Origin of the sequence: uncultured Jatrophihabitans sp., assembly GCF_964252635.1 — a bacterium.
Classification (GTDB): domain Bacteria; phylum Actinomycetota; class Actinomycetes; order Mycobacteriales; family Jatrophihabitantaceae; genus Jatrophihabitans.
In genome coordinates this window covers 1-17,526 of the sequence record NZ_CAXUNP010000059.1, presented here as the reverse complement: position 1 = coordinate 17,526, position 17,526 = coordinate 1, and the positions used below count along the sequence as shown (strand labels likewise).

Here is a 17,526-nt window from a genome sequence, read left to right as displayed (position 1 = left end):
AGCGGGCGTGGATCTTGTCGTCGACCAGGTGCAGCAGCTTGAGGATGTAGGTGTAGCCCACCGACACCGGCTCGGGGAACGGCTCGCCGGAGCGGCCGTCGAACAGCCGCGCCTTGCCGCTCGAGCCGATCAGCTGCTCGCCGTCACGCGTCTGCAGCGTGGACGACAGCAGCCCGGTGATCTCCTCCTCGCGGGCACCGTCGAACACCGGGGTGGCGACGTTGGTGTCCGGGTCGCCCTGGCGGGCGGCCTCGGGAAGACGCGCGGCCCACTCGGGCTGGCCCTCGATGTCCCAGCCGGTCTTCGCGACCCAGCCGAGGTGGATCTCGAGGATCTGGCCGACGTTCATCCGGCCCGGCACGCCGAGCGGGTTGAGCACGATGTCGACCGGTGTGCCGTCGACCAGGAAGGGCATGTCCTCCGGCGGCAGGATCTTGGCGATGACGCCCTTGTTCCCGTGCCGGCCGGCGAGCTTGTCGCCGTCCTGGATCTTGCGCTTCTGGGCGATGTAGACGCGGACGAGCTCGTTGACGCCCGGGGGCAGCTCGTCGCCGTCCTCGCGGCTGAACACGCGGACGCCGATGACCTTGCCGCCCTCGCCGTGCGAGACCTTCAGCGACGTGTCGCGCACCTCGCGCGCCTTCTCGCCGAAGATCGCGCGCAGCAGGCGCTCCTCCGGGGTCAGCTCGGTCTCGCCCTTGGGCGTGACCTTGCCGACCAGGACGTCACCGGGCAGGACGTCGGCGCCGATGCGCACGATGCCCCGCTCGTCGAGGTCCGCGAGGACCTCCTCCGAGACGTTGGGGATGTCGCGGGTGATCTCCTCGGCGCCGAGCTTCGTGTCGCGGGCGTCGACCTCCTTCTCCTCGATGTGGATCGAGGTGAGGACGTCGTCCTGCACGATGCGCTGGTTGAGGATGATCGCGTCCTCGTAGTTGTGGCCCTCCCACGGCATGTAGGCGACCAGCAGGTTCTTGCCGAGCGCCATCTCACCGTCGTCGGTGGACGGGCCGTCGGCCAGCACCATGCCGACCTCGACCCGGTCGCCCTCGTCGACGATCGGCTTCTGGTTGAAGCTCGTGCCCTGGTTCGAGCGGGCGAACTTCTGCAGCCGGTACGTCTGGTGGGTGCCGTCGTCGGCCATCACCGTGATGTAGTCGGCCGAGAGCTCGGTGACCACACCCGCCTTCTCGGCGTGCAGCACGTCGGAGGCGTCGGTGGCGGCGCGCAGCTCCATGCCGGTGCCCACGAGCGGGGCCTCGGCACGCAGCAGCGGCACGGCCTGACGCTGCATGTTGGCGCCCATGAGCGCACGGTTCGCGTCGTCGTGCTCCAGGAACGGGATCATCGCGGACGCGACCGACACCATCTGGCGCGGCGAGACGTCCATGTAGTCGACCTCGTTGCCCTCGAGCAGCTCGACCTCGCCGCCCTTGCGCCGACCCAGCACCTTCTCGGTGAAGACGCCCTTGCTGTCGATGACGGCGTTGGCCTGCGCGATGACGAAGCGGTCCTCCTCGTCGGCGGACAGGTAGGCGATCTCGTCGGTGACCCGGCCGTTGTCGACGCGCCGGTACGGCGTCTCGACGAACCCGAACGCGTTGACCCGGCCGTAGCTGGCCAGCGACCCGATCAGGCCGATGTTCGGGCCTTCCGGGGTCTCGATCGGGCACATGCGGCCGTAGTGGCTCGGGTGGACGTCACGGACCTCCATGCCCGCGCGGTCGCGGGACAGGCCACCCGGGCCCAGCGCCGACAAACGACGCTTGTGGGTCAGGCCGGCGAGGGGGTTCGTCTGGTCCATGAACTGCGACAGCTGCGAGGTGCCGAAGAACTCCTTGATGGAGGCGACGACGGGCCGGATGTTGATCAGCGTCTGCGGCGTGATGGCCTCGACGTCCTGGGTCGTCATCCGCTCGCGGACGACGCGCTCCATGCGTGAGAGCCCCACCCGGATCTGGTTCTGGATCAGCTCGCCGACGGTTCGCAGGCGACGGTTGCCGAAGTGGTCGATGTCGTCGGTCTCGTAGCCCTCGTCGCCCGCGTGCAGGCGGATCAGGTACTCGATCGTCTTGACGATGTCGTCCTCGGTGAGCGTGCCGTTGAGGATCTCGGTGTCGCCGCCTAGCTTCTTGTTGACCTTGTAGCGGCCGACCTTGGCGAGGTCGTAGCGCTTGCCGTTGAAGAACAGGTTCTCCAGCAGGGCCTGCGCGGACTCACGCGTCGGCGGCTCGCCCGGGCGCAGCTTGCGGTAGATGTCGAGCAGGGCCTCGTCGGTGGAGCCGATGTGGTCCTTCTCGAGGGTGGCCAGCAGGGTCTCGGACCAGCCGAAGTGCTCGCGGATGCGGTCCTCGGTCCAGCCGAGCGCCTTCAGCAGCACGGTGACCGGCTGGCGGCGCTTGCGGTCGATGCGGACGCCGACGGTGGAGCGCTTGTCGACGTCGAACTCGAGCCACGCGCCGCGGCTGGGGATGACCTTGACGCCGTAGACGTCGACGTCGGAGGCCTTGTCCAGCGAACGGTCGAAGTACACGCCCGGCGAGCGGACGAGCTGGCTGACCACGACACGCTCGGTGCCGTTGATGATGAAGGTGCCCTTGCGGGTCATCATCGGGAAGTCGCCCATGAACACCGTCTGCGACTTGATCTCGCCGGTGGTGTTGTTGGTGAACTCCGCGGTGACGAACAGCGGGGCCGCGTAGGTCATGTCCTTGTCCTTGCACTCCTCGATGGACGCCTTGACGTCCTCGAAGCGCGGGTTGGAGAAGGACAGGCTCATCGAGCCGGAGAAGTCCTCGATCGGCGAGAGCTCGGTGAGGATCTCCTCGAGCCCGGACTGCGCGCCGGGCACGGTGTTGCGGGTCTGCCAGAGCTCGTTGCCGATCAACCAATCGAACGACTCGGTCTGCAGGGCGAGCAGGTTCGGGACCTCGAGCGGCTCCCGGATCTTCGCGAAGGAGGTCCGGGGCGGAGCTCCCGGAACACCTGACCTGGTGGTGGTGGAACGTGACTTACCGGAGCGCGAGACTGCCAAGATGCGTCCTTCCAAGGACTGATGGTGCTGCCAGGGCCGAGCGAGCTACCGCCTTCAGGCCCGGCGTGCGGACGCGCGAGGGTGAGCTCGCGGGCGCACGACGATGCCGGCCGCCGCAGGAGCAGCGGGCCGACAGGGCAGAAGAGGGCAGCGCAAAGAGCAACGATAGCGGCTCAGGGCACACCAAGCAAGCACCGCCACCATTCGAACACAGATCCAGCGGCGTGCTCTCAGCTTTCCCAACCGTGCCCGGCCCCTACCGTCGAGCGGTGGTGGTCCGGCTACCGGCGGTGGGGCTGCCTGCACCGTGCCAGGAAAGAGTGCCCCGCCGGGCCCCCGCCGTCAAGCGTTACGGGGTCTGTGGTGGATCGTGTCGCCCGGCCGGACGCCGTCCCGGCCGCCGCGGAGTCGTGGTGCGGGGTCGGTCAGGTGCTCGAGTTGGTGATCAGGTCGATCTTGGAGACGAGGTAGGAGGATTTCACCTTGTCCATCCGGACCACCGCGGCGAACGGGTCGATGCGGGGGGTGGCGCCGGACTGGTTGATCGTCAACTGCCCGTAGACGATCGTGGTCCACTGCGTGCCGTTCCCGGTGGCCGACTCGATCCCGGCGGCGTTGATCTGGACGGTCTGGCTGGCCTTGAGCTGCGTCGCCGTGGGCTTGACGATCTTCTGCAGGGCCGACCGGTACTGCGCTGTCCAGGCCCCGGTCGTGCAGGCCAGGCCGCGCTTCTCGTCGGCGGCCAGGGTCTTGTAGTTGTAGGTGTTGGCCAGGGCCGTGCACTTCTTCGCCGCCGCGAGCACCTTGTCGCGCGTGGTGGACGTCGACGGTTTGGCGTACCAGACCCCGTGGGCCGCCACCGCGATGATGACGATCATGGCGAGCGCGCAGACGCTCAGCACGATCGCGGGCAGCCAGCGCAGCCAGCCCGGGACCTCGGTCACGACCGGACGCTCGCGCTGCGCCTCCGTCTTGAGGTCGCGGGCCGACGTCGTCCGGCCGGTCTTGCGCGTCGAGACCTTCTCGCCGGCGGTCGCGGCAGCCGGCTCCGCCTTGGCGGTCCGGCGGCGGGTGCGGCGCTCCGCGGCGTCGGACGCGTCGGGCTCGTCGTCGGCCTCGGGCGGGGCCGCCGCCGGCTTGAGGGTGCCGGCCGCACCGCCGATGCGACGGGCGCGGCTGGCGGCAGAAGCGGCGGGGGTGGGCCGACGCCCCGTCCCGGTCGTCGTGCGGCCGGCCGCCTTCGACGTCGACACGGCGTCGCTGGGCTCGGCGCCGCCGTCGGTGGCCTCCGTGGGGGCGGCGCCGGTGTCGGTCACCTCGACGTCGGTGTCGTTGGCCTCGGCGTCGGTGGCCTCGGTGGCCTCGGCGTCGGTCGCCTCGACGTCGGTCGCCTCGACGTCGGCGTCGGCGGCGTCGGGCCCCCCGTCGCGGGTCTGGTCGCTCATGAGACCGCCGACGACTGGACGTTGCTGGCCAGCCAGGTGCCGCCCACCTTGGTGACGGTGACCTGGAGGTTCTGCTGGGTCGGCACGTCGGGCGTCGTGGACTTGTAGCCGTTGATGCTGATCAGCACGTCGTAGCTCTTGCCGCCCTTCCCGGACGGCCCGACCAGGGCCTGGTGGGTGACCCGTGCGGTGAGGTCGAACTTGCCCTTGGTCAGGGTCGACTTCGTGGCGGACTTCTTGCTCGCGACGTCGGTCTTGAGCTGCCCGGTCGTGCCCTTGACCGCCCGCTCGTAGTCGGAGTCGAAGTGGGCACGGCTGTAGGTCAGCAGATTGGCCGTCTCGACCGCCGCGGCGGTCATGGCCGCCTTCTCCGAGGAGGAGAAGTCACCCACCCCGCTGTTGCCGCGGGCATGGCCGAGCGGGGCGTAGTACACGATGATGCCGGCGACGAACACGACGCCGGCGACGACCGCGACGAGCCACGGTGCCCAGGACCGTTCTTCGGTCCCGCGCGAGTCTGACATCACTATCCGATCTGTATCGAGGCCGTTCTGTCCGGGCCGTCAGTGGGCAGGTGTGGAGCTGTGTCGGGCGCGTCGACGCCGGGTGCCCGACGCCTCCGGTGCGGCCAGACGCTACCCCGGCCGGTGAGGAATCAGTGCAGACCGTCGGTCAGCAGCGTCAGCCAGGACGCGTCGCCGAGCGCCGACGGCTCCTGCAGGGTGTTCCCGACGGTGTTCTTGGTGAGCACCCGCGGGTAGGCGTAACCGCCACCCGAGACGCTGATCGGGTCGCCGCCGGGGACGTGCGCCGACCCGCGAATGTTCGTGCCACTGCTGGTCGATGCGGTGCAGCGCGCCGACACGTCCGGGGCGATGGGGCTCAGCTGGCTGGGTTCGCGCTTCACCCCGTTGTAGCCCTCGCGTCCCTTCGTGGGGTCGCCACAGTCCTGCGGGTCGGGGGTGGTCTGCAGGATGAGTCCCAGCTGGGCGGTCTTCGGCTTGCGCAGCACGGACTGCCCGCCGGCGGCCAGTGCCGGGTAGAGCTCCAGCACCTGCTCCACCCCGTCGAGGTGTCGGACGACCTGGCCGCCGGTGACGGACAGGTTGGCCAGCACGACCCCGAGGTCGGTGCGGTTGTTCTTGACGAAGGTCTGGACGGTGTTCAGGTCGGTCGGGCCGTCGTCGAGCAGCCGCCGGATATCGGGGTCGCTCTTCTTCAGCTGGGCCGACAGCAGGTTCAGGCTGTGCGCCCAGCTGCGCAGCGGGTCCTGCTCGTCGAGCTGGGTCTGCAGCACCGTCGCCGAGTTGTTGATCAGCGCGATGGTGTTGTCGACGTTCTGCGGTTCGAGCGCGGCGCGCAGCAGGGTGTCGGTGGAGTCCAGCAGCTGTCCGAGGTCGGACCCCCTGCCGTTGATGGCGGAGTCCAGCTCGCTGACGGTGGTACGCAGGTCGTCGAGCGGGACGGAGTTGACGAAGTCGTCCAGGTTGACCAGCAGCGTCTTGGTGGCGACCGGGATCTTGTTGTTCTTCATCGGCAGCACGACGTGGCTGCCGTGGACGAACGGTCCGCTAGTGCCCGCACCCTTGGCGGGGATCAGGTTGACGTACTGCTCGCCGACGACCGAACGGTTGGCGACGGTGGCCGTCGAGTCGATGGGGATGTGCGGGCTGTTGCAGTTGTCGAGCTGCAGGTCGACCCGGATGCCCTTCTTGATCAGGTGCAGCTCGCCGACCTTGCCGACCGTGACGCCGCGGTAGGTGACCTCGGCATTGGTGAAGATGCCGCCGGAGTCCGGGAAGTCCGCGGCGACCTTGCACCCGTCGTTGCCGAGCACGTTCTTGGCCAGGCCGACGTACTCGGCCGACACGTAGGACACGCCCACCAGGGTGATGATCAGGAACAGGATCAGCTGGATCTTCGTCGATCGTCTCAGCACGGCGGCCTCACTTCCCCGTGCCGATGAGCTGCGGCGTCAGCCGCGGCACCGAGGAGGTGGGCGTCGTCGTGCCCGAGGACGTCGTGCCCGAGGACGTCGTGCCCGAGGACGTAGTGCCCGAGGACGTCGAGCCCGAGGAGCCGCTGAGCTTGGTCGACGAGGCGCTCGCGCCGGTGGCGCTGGGCGTCGTGCACAGCACCGGCAGCTTGTTGCCCAGGGCGCCGCACAGCTGGTCCGTGAGGTTCAGGTTGAGGATGGCGGCCAGGTTGGCGTAGTCGCCCTTGACGAACTCGCGGGAGCGGCCGAGCGGGAACGGGAAGGTGCCGGCGATGCGCAGCGCCTTGGGCAGGTCCGAGCCCGCCGCCGCCAGCTGCTTGACCGGGTTGGCCAGCGAGCGCAGGGCGCTGACGAAGTTGGCCTGGGTGGCGTTGATGACGCCGGTGGCCACCGTGCCGAGGTGCGACAGGCTCGAGAGCAGGGTGACGAGCTTGCCGCGCTCGTCGGACAGCACCTTCAGCGCCGCGGGGTAGGTGTCCAAGGCGTTGGTCAACACTGTCTTCTGGCGGTTCAGGGTGGCGGCCAGGGTGTTGATGCTGACCAGCGCGGTCGTGATCTTGTCCTTCTGCCCGTTCAGCGTGCCGACGAAGGTGTTCAGCTGGTTGATCAGGTCGCGCACCGGGCCCTCGCGGCCCTTCAACGCCGTGTTGAGCTCACGGGCGATGACCTGGATCTGCTCGATGCCGCCCTGGTTGAGCAGCAGCGACAGGGCGCCCAGGACCTGCTCGACCTCCGGCGCCGAACGCGTCCGCGACAGCGGGATGTCGGCGCCGCTGCGCAGCTTGCTGGTCGAGGGAGCGCTCAGCGGCTGCTCCAGGGCCACGTACTTCTCGCCCAGCAGGGAGGTCTGGTTCACCTCGGCGCGGGCGTTGGCCGGTAGGTCGACGCGCGCGTTCACCTGCATGGTGACCTTCGCCTTCCACCCGTCCAGCGAGATCTTGGTGACCTTGCCCTCAGCGATGTCGTTGACCTTCACCGCCGACTGCGGGACGAGGTCGAGGACGTCGTCGAAGTGCGCCACGATCGTCATCGGGTGGTTGCCGAGGTCGGCGCCGCCGGGCAGCGGCGCGGTGTACAGGCCCTTGAAGCCACACCCGGACAGCACCAGGCTGGCCAGCGCCAGGATCACCACGACCGCGGTACGTGGTCGACGCACGGTCGTCATGAGCCCGACCCCCCAGCCAGCCCGCCGGTGAGGATCTTGAGGCCGTCGCCGCCGCTCGAGCCGAGGGAGGGCGCGGTGCCCGAACCGGTGCCGGACCCGATGGCGCCGGGCAACACCCCGCCGCCGGTCGGGAGCCCGCCCCCGCTGCCACCCGTGAGGCTGCCCAGCAGCTGGGTGATGCCCGCGAACGGCAGCTTGTTGGTGGTCAGCACCGTCTTGCACTCCGTGGCGAGCGTCTGCGTCAGTGTCGTGACCGCCGGCAGTGAGATGAGGTTGGTCGTGATGCTCTGGTTGAGCACCTGGCAGAACGACACCGGGTTGGTCAGGGAGGACAGGTTCGAGCGGGTCGCGATGCCGCCGACGGTCGGCGAGTAGGCGTGGACGATGTTGGCCAGCGCGACCGGCGCAACGGCCAGCGTCTCCTCGAGCGATCCCTTCTCGTTGACGAGCACGCCGGTCAGCGTCCGGAGCCCGGCGATCGAGGTGTGCAGCTTGCCGGCGTTGGCCTTGACGAAGGTGTTGACGTTGTTCAGCGCGATGCCCAGGTCGTGCAGCGCGGCGCCCAGGTCGGTGCGCTCGCTGGCGAGGTCGCCGGCCACCTGGGCCAGCTGGGTGTTGAACAGCCGGACCTGGCCGTCGCTGCTCTTCAGGGCACCGGTGAAGGTGCGCAGGTTGGCGACGGTCTGGAACAGGTCGCCCCGGCTGTCGGACAGCGTCCGCGCCGCCTTGGACAGCTGGGTGATGCTGTTGCCCAGCGCGGCGCCGTTGCCCTTGAGGTTGGCCGCCGACACCTTGAGCAGGGTGGACAGGGCGCCGTTCTGCTTGCCGCCCTTGTTGGCGCCCTTGGGCCCGAGGGCCACCGAGAGCTTGTTCAGCGAGGCGTAGATGTCGTCGAGCTCGGCGGGCCCGGAGGTGTTCTTGGTGGAGATGGTGCCGCCGTTGCGCATCACCGCGCCGCTCTTGTAGACCGGGGCGAGCTGGATGTAGCGGTCGGAGACCAGCGAGTTGGCGACCTCGATGCTCTGCACGTTTGCGGGCAGCTTGTAGGCCGAGTCGTAGGACATCGTGACCTTCACGCCGGTCGGCCCGGGTTTCACGCTGTCGACGGTGCCGACATTGACGCCCAGGATCTTGACCGGGGTGCCGGTGTAGATGCCGACCGCCTCGGCGAAGTTGGCACTCACCTTCTTGTCGTCGGACCCGTTGAAGAACACGAAGTAGGCGCCGGTGCCGACGATGGCGAGCACCACGACGAGGACGACGATGCGCCCCAGGCTCTTGCTCATCTTCTTCATGTCAGGACCCCACCGGCGAGATCTGGCCGAGGACACCGGCGACGCTGAGGTTCTGGATGTAGTTGTCGAACCAGCGCCCGTTGCCGATGACGTTGTTGAAGACCCGGTAGAACGGCCCGAGCAGCGCGAGGCCGCGGTCCAGGCTGTCCTGGTTGTCGTTGAGCTGCTTGAGCACCTTGTTGACCTGGGTCAGCAGCGGGTTCAGGGCGCGCTGGTTGTCGCTGATCAGCCCGTTGAGCTGGGCCGACAGGGTCTGGGTGTTGATGAGCAGCGAGTGGATCGCGTCGCGCCGGGCGTTGAGCTCGGCCAGCAGCAGGTTCCCGTCGCTGAGCAGCGTCTGCAGGTCCCCTGAGCGCTGGGCCAGCACCCCGGTGACGGAGTTGGCCCGCGACAGCAGGGTCTTGAGCTGCGCGTCGCGCGAGCTGATGGTCAGCGACAGGCGCGACAGACCGGTGACCACCGGCTTCACCGAGGACGGTGTGCCCGAGAAGTCCGACGACAGCGTGTTGAACGCCCCGGCCAGCTGGCCGGTCTTGATGTTCTGCACGGTGTCGGTCAGGGCCGTGAAGGCCGGATACACGTCGAAGGGCGATTCGGTGCGGCTCTTCGGGATCGTGGAGCCCGACTTCATCTGCTTGGTGCCCTCGGAGTCGATCTCGACGTACTTGCGACCGAGCAGGGTGCGCAGCTTGATCCGGGCGAAGCTGTCGTTGCCGACCCAGCCGTCCTTGACCAGGAAGCTGACCTTGACCAGCCCGGCGCCGCGGTCGATGGCCACGGTGTCGACCTCGCCGACCTTGACGCCGGCGATGCGGACGTCGTCGCCCTCCTTCAGGTTCGCCGAGGTGGAGAACATGGCCGAGTACGGCGTCCCGCCGCCGATCAGCGGCAGGCTCGCCGCGTTGAACGCCGCGACGAGCAACACGAGGATGAACACCAGGCCGATCGCGCCGATGGGCGTGGGGTTGCGTGAGGTGAAGGACTTGCCCAGCTTCACCGCGCGCTTGGTCTTGACCCGGCCGTTGGTGCTCTCGGTCTCGTTCTCGGCCACCGTCAACACCTCGCCGACGTGGTCGGGCCCGAGAGCTTGGAACTCAGCGGGCTGAGCGGGATCTTCAGGGCGCTGGTACCGGACCCGACGCTGATGTCACCGGACAGCGAGCACAGGTAGAAGTTGAACCACGAGCCGTACTGCGCGGTACGGACGAGCCCGCCCACCGTCGGCGCCAGCTGGTCCAGGACGTACTGGACCGTCGACCGGTTCTTGTTCAAGCTCGCCGCCAGGCCTGTCAGGTTCTTGATGTCGGTCTTCAGCGGCGGACGGATCTGGGTGAGCAACCCGGCCGTGGACGTCGCCAGGCCGTTGATACCGACGATCGCGTTGCCGATCGTGTAGCGGTCCTTGGCCAGACCGCTGACGAAGGACCGCAGCTGGATGATGAGGTTGGACAGCTCGTTGTTGCGCGAGGCGATCGCCCCCAGCACCGAGTTCAGGTTGTCGACCACCTGGCCGATCACCTGGTCCTTGTCGGCCAGGGCGTTGGTCAGGCTGGCCAGGTTGGACAGCAACCGCACCAGCGCGCCGCCCTCGCCCTGCAGCGTCTGGATGACCTCGTAGGACAGCTGGTTGATCTGGGTCGGGTCGAGGCCCTGCACCAGGGGTTGGAAGCCCTGGAACAGCACGGTCAGGTCGACCGCCGGCCGCGTCTGGGTCAGCGGGATGGTGCCCCCGGGCTTGAGGACCTTCGACGAGCCCCCGGCCACCGGTTCCACGTCGATGTAGCGCTGCCCGACCAGGTTGCGGTAGCGCATCGCCGCGGTGATCGACACCGGCAGCGGGCGGCTCTTCTGCACCGTGAAGGCGACCTGGGCGACGGAGGTGTCGCCCTTGCGCTTGAGGATCTTGATGCTCTCGACGGTGCCCACCCGCACGCCGGCGATGCGGACGTCGTCGCCCTCGTTCAGGCCGGTGACGTCGGTGAAGTTCGCCTTGTAGCTGTGGGTGGCGCCGAAGGACTGGTTGGAGATGGTCACGGCGAGCACGTAGGTGACCAGGACGGTGATGATCAGGAAAACGACCAGCTTGATCAGCGGCGCGAGGAGCCCTCTCATGGCCTCACTCCGCTCGGCCAGCAAAGCCGACGATGCTCATGATTCGCTCCGCAAGCGTCGCTCATTTCACGACCACCTCGTGCCCGCGCAGCAGCGGCGCGGCCAGCAGCGTGGCGCCGCCGGGGACCTTGTTCGGCGTCGTGTGCAGCGTCTTGGCCACCAGCGAGTTCACCAGCGCGGACTCGGCCGCCGACCCGATCGAGGGGTTGGTGGTCCGGGCGGCGGTCTGCTTCGCCCCGCCGCAGCCGCTCGTCGTCGGGTCGACCAGCGGCGCACCGTCGTTGAGACAGCGGTAGCGCGCCGGGATCTGGAACTTGCCGTTCGACTGCGGTTGCGGGTTGTCGGGCAGGCCGAAGCAGTTCGGGCCGTACCCGGTGACCAGCGTGGGTTGGTTGCCCGGCTTGTAGGACTTGGTGTTGTAGCCGTTGTCCACCGTGACCTCGAGGTGGATCTGGTTGTTGTAGATGGCATCGCCGGCGCCGTCGGCGAGCTTGTTGATGCCGGACAGCAGACAGGTGAACTCGGGCGAGTACTGGTTGAGCAGCCCGAACGCCTTGGCCTGCTGGCCGGCCACGCTGATGAGCCGGGACCGGTTGTCGGAGAGGAACCCGGCCACCACGTTCGACGTGCTCGTGCCCGTCGTGAGCAGGTTGTCGAGGTTCTGCTGTTTCTGGACGACCGTGCGGGCGCCCGTTTCGAGGTTCTTCAGGGTCGCGAAGATGTCGGGCGACACACCGTTGTACTCGAGCGCGACCCGGCCCAGCTTCTGCAGGTCGTTCACGAGGTCCTGCGTGTGCGGGTTCATGATCTTCAGGTACTTGTCGAAGTTGACGAGGGTGCGGCCGAGCTCCTCGCCGCGACCGTTCAGCGCGGTGGCCAGCGCGGTCAGCGTGCTGTTCAGCTCGGCCGGCTGCACGGCGTTCAGCAAGGGGAGCAGGTCACCGAGCACGTCCTGGGCCTCGAGCGCGCCCTGCGAGCGGTCCTGCGGGATGACGTCGCCGCCCTTGATGTGCCGCACGCCGGCGACCGTCCCGGCGGAGTCGGTCGGCAGGATCAGCGAGACGTACTGCTCACCGAACAGCGTCTTGGGCAGGATCTGGGCCTTGACGTTGCTGGGGATGTCCTTCACCCGGCTGGGCTCGAGGGCGAGCGTCACGCTGGCGTTGTCGCCGTCGGCGTTCACCGCCTTGACCGAGCCGACGATGATGCCGCGCTCCTTGACGTCGGAGTCGAGGATCAGCTGGTTGCCGGTGTGGTCGGCCTTGAGGGTGACGTCGACGGTGGTCGTGAACGCCTTGTTGTAGATGGCGATCGACAGCGAGATCAGCGCGACGACGAGCACGATGAACAGCAGACCCAGCAGGCGTCGCTTGGTCTTGGCGGCCAGGGATTCAGCAGGCATGGTTCACCCCGCGATCCGCACGCTCGTCGTGGAGCCCCAGATGGCGAAGGACAGGAAGAAGTCGACGACGATGACGGCCACGATGGCCAGCCGGACGGCCCGGCCCACGGCCACGCCCACGCCGGCGGGGCCACCGGAGGCGTTGTAGCCGAAGTAGCAGTGGGTCAGGATGATGATCACTGCGAAGACGAGGACCTTGAAGAAGGACCAGACGACGTCGCCGGGCGGCAGGAACAGATGGAAGTAGTGCGAGTAGGTGCCCGCGGAGTCCTGGTAGTAGTAGACGACGATCGCGTACGACGCCAGGTAGGACGACAGCAGCCCGATGATGTAGAGCGGGATGACGGCGATGAAGCCGGCGATGATCCGGGTCGTGACCAGGAACGGCAGGCTCGGCACCGCCATGACCTCGAGGGCGTCGATCTCCTCGCTGATGCGCATGGCGCCCAGCTGTGCGGTGAAGCCGCAACCGACCGTCGCCGACAGCGCGATACCGGCCTGCAGCGGCGCGATCTCGCGGGTGTTGAAGAACGCGGTGATGAATCCGGAGTACGAGGCGACACCGAGTTGGTCGAGCGCGGCGTAGCCCTGCAGGCCCACCTCGGTGCCGGTGAAGAAGCACAGGAACGCGATGACGCCGACCGTGCCGCCGATGACGGCGAGCGCCCCGCTACCGAAGACGACCTCGGCCAGCAGCCGCATCGTCTCCTTCTTGTAGCGGGTGATCGTGCGCGGCGTCCAGGCCAGGGCCTTGCCGTAGAACGACATCTGGTCGCCGAAGTCGTCGAGGATCCCCAGCGGGACGCTGACCAGCTTCTTGGCCGAGACGAAGACATCGCTGGCCATGTCAGGTGCCCTTCGCCGGGACGACCTGGAAGTACACGGCGGTGATGACGAAGTTGGTGAAGAACAGCAGCAGGAAGGTGATGACGACGGACTGGTTCACGGCGTCGCCCACACCCTTGGGGCCGCCGCCGGCGTTGAGGCCCTTGTACGACGCCACGACGCCGGCAAGCAGGCCGAAGATCAACGCCTTGATCTCCCCGGTCCACAGGTCGGGCAGCTGGGCCAGCGCCGAGAAGCTGGCCAGGTAGGCGCCGGGCGTGCCGCCCTGCAGCACCACGTTGAAGAAGTAACCGCCCATGACGCCGACGACGCTGACCAGGCCGTTCAGCGCGACGGCGATGAGCATGGTGGCGAGCACCCGCGGCACGACCAGACGCTGCACCGGGGAGATGCCGAGCACCTCCATGGCGTCGATCTCGTCGCGGATCTTGCGGCTGCCGAGGTCGGCGCAGATCGCCGAACCGCCGGCGCCGGCGATGAGCAGCGCGACGACGATCGGGCTGGCCTCGCGGATGATCGCGAGCACCGACGCCGAGCCGGTGAACGACTGTGCGCCGATCTGCCGGGCCAGGGTGCCGAGTTCGAGAGCGATGACTGCGCCGAACGGGATGGACACCAGCATGGTCGGGAAGATCGTCACCGAGGCGACGAACCAGGACTGCTGGACGAATTCGCGGAACTGGAACGGCCGCCGGAAGGTCAGGCGACCGACGTCCAGGAAGAGCGCAAACAGGCTTCCTGCGTTGCGGACTCCGGCGACGGGCGACAGGCTCGGCATCAGCCTCGTCCGGCGGGCTGCGGGGCGTTCCTGGCGAGCTCGGGGTTGTCCTGCAGGGCCTTCTTGGTCCGCTCGGCTTCCTTGTCCTCCTCGTCCATGAGGCGCTTGATCGCCTCCTGGGCCTGCTGGGGAAGCGTGTGCATCATGTCGAGGACCCGCTGACGGCGGCGCGCGACGGCCTTGCGCTCGGGCATGCCGGGCGAGCACTGCAGCTGCGACGGCACGCCGGAGACCTCGTCACCGCCGGCGTTGTGCCCGGCCGCGAACATGGCCTGCTCGGCCGCCATCTGCGCGGCGTCCTTCTCCTCGCTCATGCCGATCGGCCCGTCCATCGTCCCGTTGAGGAACTGCTTGATGACCGGCTCCTCGCTGGTCAGCAAAACCTCGCGGGGGCCGAACATGACCAGCTCACGGCGGAACAGCATGCCCAGGTTGTCGGGCACGGTGCGGGCCATGTTGATGTTGTGCGTGACGATGAGGAAGGTGGCGTCGGTGTTGGCGTTGATGTCGAGGAAGAGCTGGCTGATGTAGGTGGTGCGGACCGGGTCCAGGCCCGAGTCCGGCTCGTCGACCAGGATGATCTCGGGGTTGAGCACCAGCGCGCGGGCCAGCCCGGCGCGCTTGCGCATACCGCCGGAGATCTCGCCGGGCAGCTTGCCCTCGGCGCCGGCCAGGCCGACCATGTCCATCTTCTCCATGACGATGGACTTGACTTCTTTCTCGGTCTTCTTGGTGTGCTCGCGCAGCGGGAAGGCGACGTTGTCGAACAGGGTCATGGACCCGAACAGCGCGCCGTCCTGGAACAACACCCCGAACAGCTTGCGGGTGTCGTAGAGCTTGGACTCGCTGCAGTGGGCGATGTCGACGTCCCGGATGATGATCGAGCCCTTGTCCGGCTTGAGGAGTCCGATCAGCGACTTCAGGAACACCGACTTGCCCGTACCGGACGGGCCGAGCAGGGCCGAGACCTCACCGGGCGGCAGCGTGAGGGTGACATCGCCCCAGATCGTCTGCCGGCCGAACGCCTTGGTCAGCTCGTGGACTGCGACCTCGACACCCACAGCGCCGCCCCCTTTCGTCCGTTGCACGGCCTCTGTCGCAGCATCTTCGGCGACCTGGGACACAGTGTGACGTAAACCAATGTAACCAGCGAGCTACCGGCAGGTAACCCCGGCGGCGGCTCAGCATCGCATATTTCCGCAGCTACCGCCTGCGGGGACTTCTGCGCCCATGAGGGCGGTCTCAGATGCCGGACGCCGACGATGGGCGGGCTGTGCCCCGGCCCGGATAAGGTCCGCTCATGCCCGACGCCACGACCTCCGAACCAGCGGGGCGGTTGCGCGCCCTGCTCGCGGACGAGCCCCCCGCCACCGTGTTGGCCCTGCCCGACCCGTCCCTGACGGCCCTGGCCGACCTGCTCGAGGAATCCCGCCGGCGCCAGGAGGCCGACATGGGGCGGGCGTTCAACGCCGCACTGAAGCACGTCCCGTTCCCGGTCCGCGGGATCGTGAAGAAGGTGTTGCTGGGATGAGCCGGTCGCTGGACGAACGCGCCGAGCTGCGCAAGCTGGCCCACACCCTGGACAGCGACGAGTCGAGGCTCACCATGCTGGCCGGCGTTCCCGCCGAGGACGTCCGCACCCTGCGGGCCCAGGCCGGCGAGGCGATGTTCCAGGCCGGCCGCCCGGCGTTCGCGCGGGTCGCCACCTTGTCGAAGACGCTGCCCACCGCGGTTGCCGCGAAACTCACCGTGCTGACGCTGCCGCCGTTGCTGGCCGCGCGGGTGGCCGAGCTGCTCGAGCCGGCCCGCGCCGCCGACATGGTCGCCAAGTTGCCGGACGCCTACCTGGCCGACGTGTCGTCGGTGCTGGACCCGGCGCGCGCGCCGGAGGTCGTCGCGGCGATCCCCGACGACCGGGTGGCCGCGGTCAGCGCCGAGCTCGGCCGCCGCCGGGAATGGGTGGTCATCAGCGGCTTCGTCTCGCACGTGCCGCCGGCGGCGCTGCGTGCCTCCATCGCCGTGTTCGACGGTGAGCAGCTGGTGCGGATCGGTTTCCTGATCGACGACGAGGCCAAGCTCGACGCCATCGCCGAGATGCTCGCCGACGGCCAGGTCGAGCAGATGCTGACCGCCACCGTCGACCACGAGCTGTGGGCCGAGCTCGGCGACATCGTCGAGCACCTCTCCGACGAGCGGTTGACGCGGATGGCCGGTTACTACCGGGCCACGGACGCGCTGCACGCCCCGTTCGAGGCCGCCGCCGCCTCGGGCGAGCTGGAGAAGGCGGCGCTCGCGCGCCTCGCCGGGTGACGTCGAACGCCGACGCGGGCGGCCTCGAGCTGCTGCACGTCACCCGGGGCGGGCTGCTGGAGTCCAGGCACCGCGGCTCGGTCGTGCTGCTCGCCGCGTCCGGCGACGTCGAGCACGCGGTCGGCGACGTCGAGGCCCCGATGTTTCCCCGCTCGTCGCTCAAGCCGCTGCAGACGGTGGCCATGCTGGAGGCGGGCCTGCACGCGCCGCAGCCGTCCGTCGCCCTGGCCTCGGCCAGCCACGTCGGCGAGCCGGCGCACCTGGCGGGCGCACGTGAGGTGCTCGCTGCGGCCGGTCTCGACGAGGCCGCGCTGGGCTGCCCACCGGACCTCCCCCTGCACCGACCGGCGATGCTGGAGTGGGTGCACGCCGGTGGCGGGCCCGCGCGCATCTGCCACAACTGCTCGGGCAAGCACGCCGCGATGCTGGCCACGTGCGTGGCGGCGGGTTGGGACACGGGCGCCTACCTCGACGCGTCGCACCCGCTCCAGCAGGCGGTGACCGCGCAGGTGGAGCGGCTGTCCGGAGCTCGGGTGGCCGCGACGTCGGTCGACGGGTGCGGGGCACCGGCCCTGGCGATCCCGCTCGTCGCCCTGGCCCGGTCGTTCGCGCGGCTGACGACGGCGCCGGGCGGCACGTCCGAGCGCGCTGTCGCCGACGCGATGCGCGCGCACCCGCAGCTCGTCAGCGGCACCGACACCCCGGCCACGGAGTTGATGGCATCGACGCCCGGGCTGCTGGCCAAGAACGGCGCCGAGGGTGTGTGGGCGGCGGCGCTGCCGGACGGGCGGGCGTTCGCGGTCAAGGTCGACGACGGTGCGGGCCGCGCCCTGGGCCCGCTGCTCGCGGTCGTGCTGCGCTTCTGGGGTGCCGACGACCCGGTGGTGCGGCGGTGGGAGCACGAGCCGGCGCTCGGGGGCGGCCGTCCGGTCGGTTCGGTGTCGCCGTCGCCGGCGTTGCTGGACCTGCTCGGCCTGCCCGCGCTCGCGGATCTTCCGGCACCTGACGCGGTATGACGCCTTCCGCGTAGGAAGATCCGGATCGCGCGGCCGAAAGTTGCGAAGGGGCGGCCCGCACGGATGCGGGCCGCCCCGTAGGCCGGGGGGGTGGTCGTTAGGGTAGGGGTGGCCGGGCTACCCCGCG

General features: G+C 68.9%; 15 protein-coding genes. 3 read left to right on the top strand and 12 right to left on the bottom strand.

Features of this window, described 5'->3' with window-relative positions; genetic code table 11:
• The 12 genes from rpoB to ACFFCA_RS18270 form a co-directional block, all read right to left on the bottom strand.
• Nucleotides 1-3,034, bottom strand: a 3,034-nt coding sequence (gene rpoB, locus ACFFCA_RS18325) for a DNA-directed RNA polymerase subunit beta (RefSeq protein WP_375487443.1), incomplete at its 3' end; no start/stop codon positions are given.
• Between the two features lie 425 nt (nt 3,035-3,459).
• The gene (locus ACFFCA_RS18320; protein ID WP_375487441.1) at nt 3,460-4,479 is read right to left on the bottom strand and encodes a hypothetical protein; all 1,020 of its coding nucleotides are present in this window, start codon (nt 4,477-4,479) and stop codon (nt 3,460-3,462) included.
• Nucleotides 4,476-5,003 carry a hypothetical protein gene (locus tag ACFFCA_RS18315; protein ID WP_375487439.1) on the bottom strand — a complete coding sequence of 176 codons (528 nt, stop codon included), beginning with the start codon at nt 5,001-5,003 and terminating at the stop codon, nt 4,476-4,478. Before ACFFCA_RS18315 ends, ACFFCA_RS18320 begins: the two co-directional genes overlap by 4 nt.
• A gap of 131 nt (nt 5,004-5,134) precedes the next feature.
• Complete coding sequence (locus ACFFCA_RS18310) at nt 5,135-6,418, bottom strand: MCE family protein (protein ID WP_375487437.1); 1,284 nt, start codon at nt 6,416-6,418, stop codon at nt 5,135-5,137.
• Nucleotides 6,419-6,425: 7 nt separating this feature from the next.
• The gene (locus ACFFCA_RS18305; RefSeq protein WP_375487435.1) at nt 6,426-7,640 is read right to left on the bottom strand and encodes an MCE family protein; all 1,215 of its coding nucleotides are present in this window, start codon (nt 7,638-7,640) and stop codon (nt 6,426-6,428) included.
• Complete coding sequence (locus ACFFCA_RS18300; protein WP_375487433.1) at nt 7,637-8,935, bottom strand: MCE family protein; 1,299 nt, start codon at nt 8,933-8,935, stop codon at nt 7,637-7,639. The genes ACFFCA_RS18305 and ACFFCA_RS18300 overlap by 4 nt, the downstream gene beginning before the upstream one ends.
• A 1-nt stretch (nt 8,936) precedes the next feature.
• Nucleotides 8,937-9,986 carry an MlaD family protein gene (locus ACFFCA_RS18295; RefSeq protein WP_375487431.1) on the bottom strand — a complete coding sequence of 350 codons (1,050 nt, stop codon included), beginning with the start codon at nt 9,984-9,986 and terminating at the stop codon, nt 8,937-8,939.
• A gap of 2 nt (nt 9,987-9,988) precedes the next feature.
• Nucleotides 9,989-11,047 carry an MCE family protein gene (locus tag ACFFCA_RS18290; protein WP_375487429.1) on the bottom strand — a complete coding sequence of 353 codons (1,059 nt, stop codon included), beginning with the start codon at nt 11,045-11,047 and terminating at the stop codon, nt 9,989-9,991.
• A 61-nt stretch (nt 11,048-11,108) separates the two neighbouring features.
• Nucleotides 11,109-12,449, bottom strand: a complete 1,341-nt coding sequence (locus ACFFCA_RS18285) for an MCE family protein (protein WP_375487427.1) — start codon at nt 12,447-12,449, stop codon at nt 11,109-11,111.
• 3 nt (nt 12,450-12,452) lie between these two features.
• Entirely contained in the window at nt 12,453-13,295 is an 843-nt protein-coding gene (locus ACFFCA_RS18280) for an MlaE family ABC transporter permease (RefSeq protein ID WP_375487425.1), read from the bottom strand.
• 1 nt (nt 13,296) lies between these two features.
• Nucleotides 13,297-14,073: an MlaE family ABC transporter permease gene (locus ACFFCA_RS18275; protein ID WP_375487423.1), complete on the bottom strand. Its 777-nt coding sequence runs from the start codon at nt 14,071-14,073 to the stop codon at nt 13,297-13,299.
• A complete protein-coding gene (locus tag ACFFCA_RS18270; protein ID WP_375487421.1) occupies nt 14,073-15,134 on the bottom strand; it encodes an ABC transporter ATP-binding protein in 1,062 nt (353 codons plus the stop codon). Before ACFFCA_RS18270 ends, ACFFCA_RS18275 begins: the two co-directional genes overlap by 1 nt.
• A 239-nt stretch (nt 15,135-15,373) precedes the next feature.
• Between ACFFCA_RS18270 and ACFFCA_RS18265 the strand changes: the two genes are divergently transcribed.
• Genes ACFFCA_RS18265 through ACFFCA_RS18255 form a run of 3 tightly spaced genes read left to right on the top strand, consistent with a single transcriptional unit; the run spans nt 15,374 to nt 17,399 of the window.
• Nucleotides 15,374-15,604 carry a hypothetical protein gene (locus tag ACFFCA_RS18265; RefSeq protein ID WP_375487419.1) on the top strand — a complete coding sequence of 77 codons (231 nt, stop codon included), beginning with the start codon at nt 15,374-15,376 and terminating at the stop codon, nt 15,602-15,604.
• Nucleotides 15,601-16,383 (top strand): hypothetical protein, encoded by a 783-nt coding sequence (locus ACFFCA_RS18260; RefSeq protein ID WP_375487417.1) that lies wholly within the window; start codon nt 15,601-15,603, stop codon nt 16,381-16,383. Before ACFFCA_RS18265 ends, ACFFCA_RS18260 begins: the two co-directional genes overlap by 4 nt.
• Complete coding sequence (locus ACFFCA_RS18255; protein ID WP_375487415.1) at nt 16,380-17,399, top strand: asparaginase; 1,020 nt, start codon at nt 16,380-16,382, stop codon at nt 17,397-17,399. Before ACFFCA_RS18260 ends, ACFFCA_RS18255 begins: the two co-directional genes overlap by 4 nt.
• Nucleotides 17,400-17,526: the final 127 nt, after the last annotated feature.

Bases quoted from the DNA above. Each gene is read 5' to 3' on its own strand.
- ACFFCA_RS18290 (WP_375487429.1), bottom strand. From the start codon at position 11,047: ATGAGAGGGCTCCTCGCGCCGCTGATCAAGCTGGTCGTTTTCCTGATC.
- ACFFCA_RS18285 (WP_375487427.1), bottom strand. From the start codon at position 12,449: ATGCCTGCTGAATCCCTGGCCGCCAAGACCAAGCGACGCCTGCTGGGT.
- ACFFCA_RS18305 (WP_375487435.1), bottom strand. From the start codon at position 7,640: ATGACGACCGTGCGTCGACCACGTACCGCGGTCGTGGTGATCCTGGCG.
- ACFFCA_RS18315 (WP_375487439.1), bottom strand. From the start codon at position 5,003: ATGTCAGACTCGCGCGGGACCGAAGAACGGTCCTGGGCACCGTGGCTC.
- ACFFCA_RS18320 (WP_375487441.1), bottom strand. From the start codon at position 4,479: ATGAGCGACCAGACCCGCGACGGGGGGCCCGACGCCGCCGACGCCGAC.
- ACFFCA_RS18275 (WP_375487423.1), bottom strand. From the start codon at position 14,073: ATGCCGAGCCTGTCGCCCGTCGCCGGAGTCCGCAACGCAGGAAGCCTG.
- ACFFCA_RS18265 (WP_375487419.1), top strand. From the start codon at position 15,374: ATGCCCGACGCCACGACCTCCGAACCAGCGGGGCGGTTGCGCGCCCTG.
- ACFFCA_RS18280 (WP_375487425.1), bottom strand. From the start codon at position 13,295: ATGGCCAGCGATGTCTTCGTCTCGGCCAAGAAGCTGGTCAGCGTCCCG.
- ACFFCA_RS18300 (WP_375487433.1), bottom strand. From the start codon at position 8,935: ATGAAGAAGATGAGCAAGAGCCTGGGGCGCATCGTCGTCCTCGTCGTG.
- ACFFCA_RS18260 (WP_375487417.1), top strand. From the start codon at position 15,601: ATGAGCCGGTCGCTGGACGAACGCGCCGAGCTGCGCAAGCTGGCCCAC.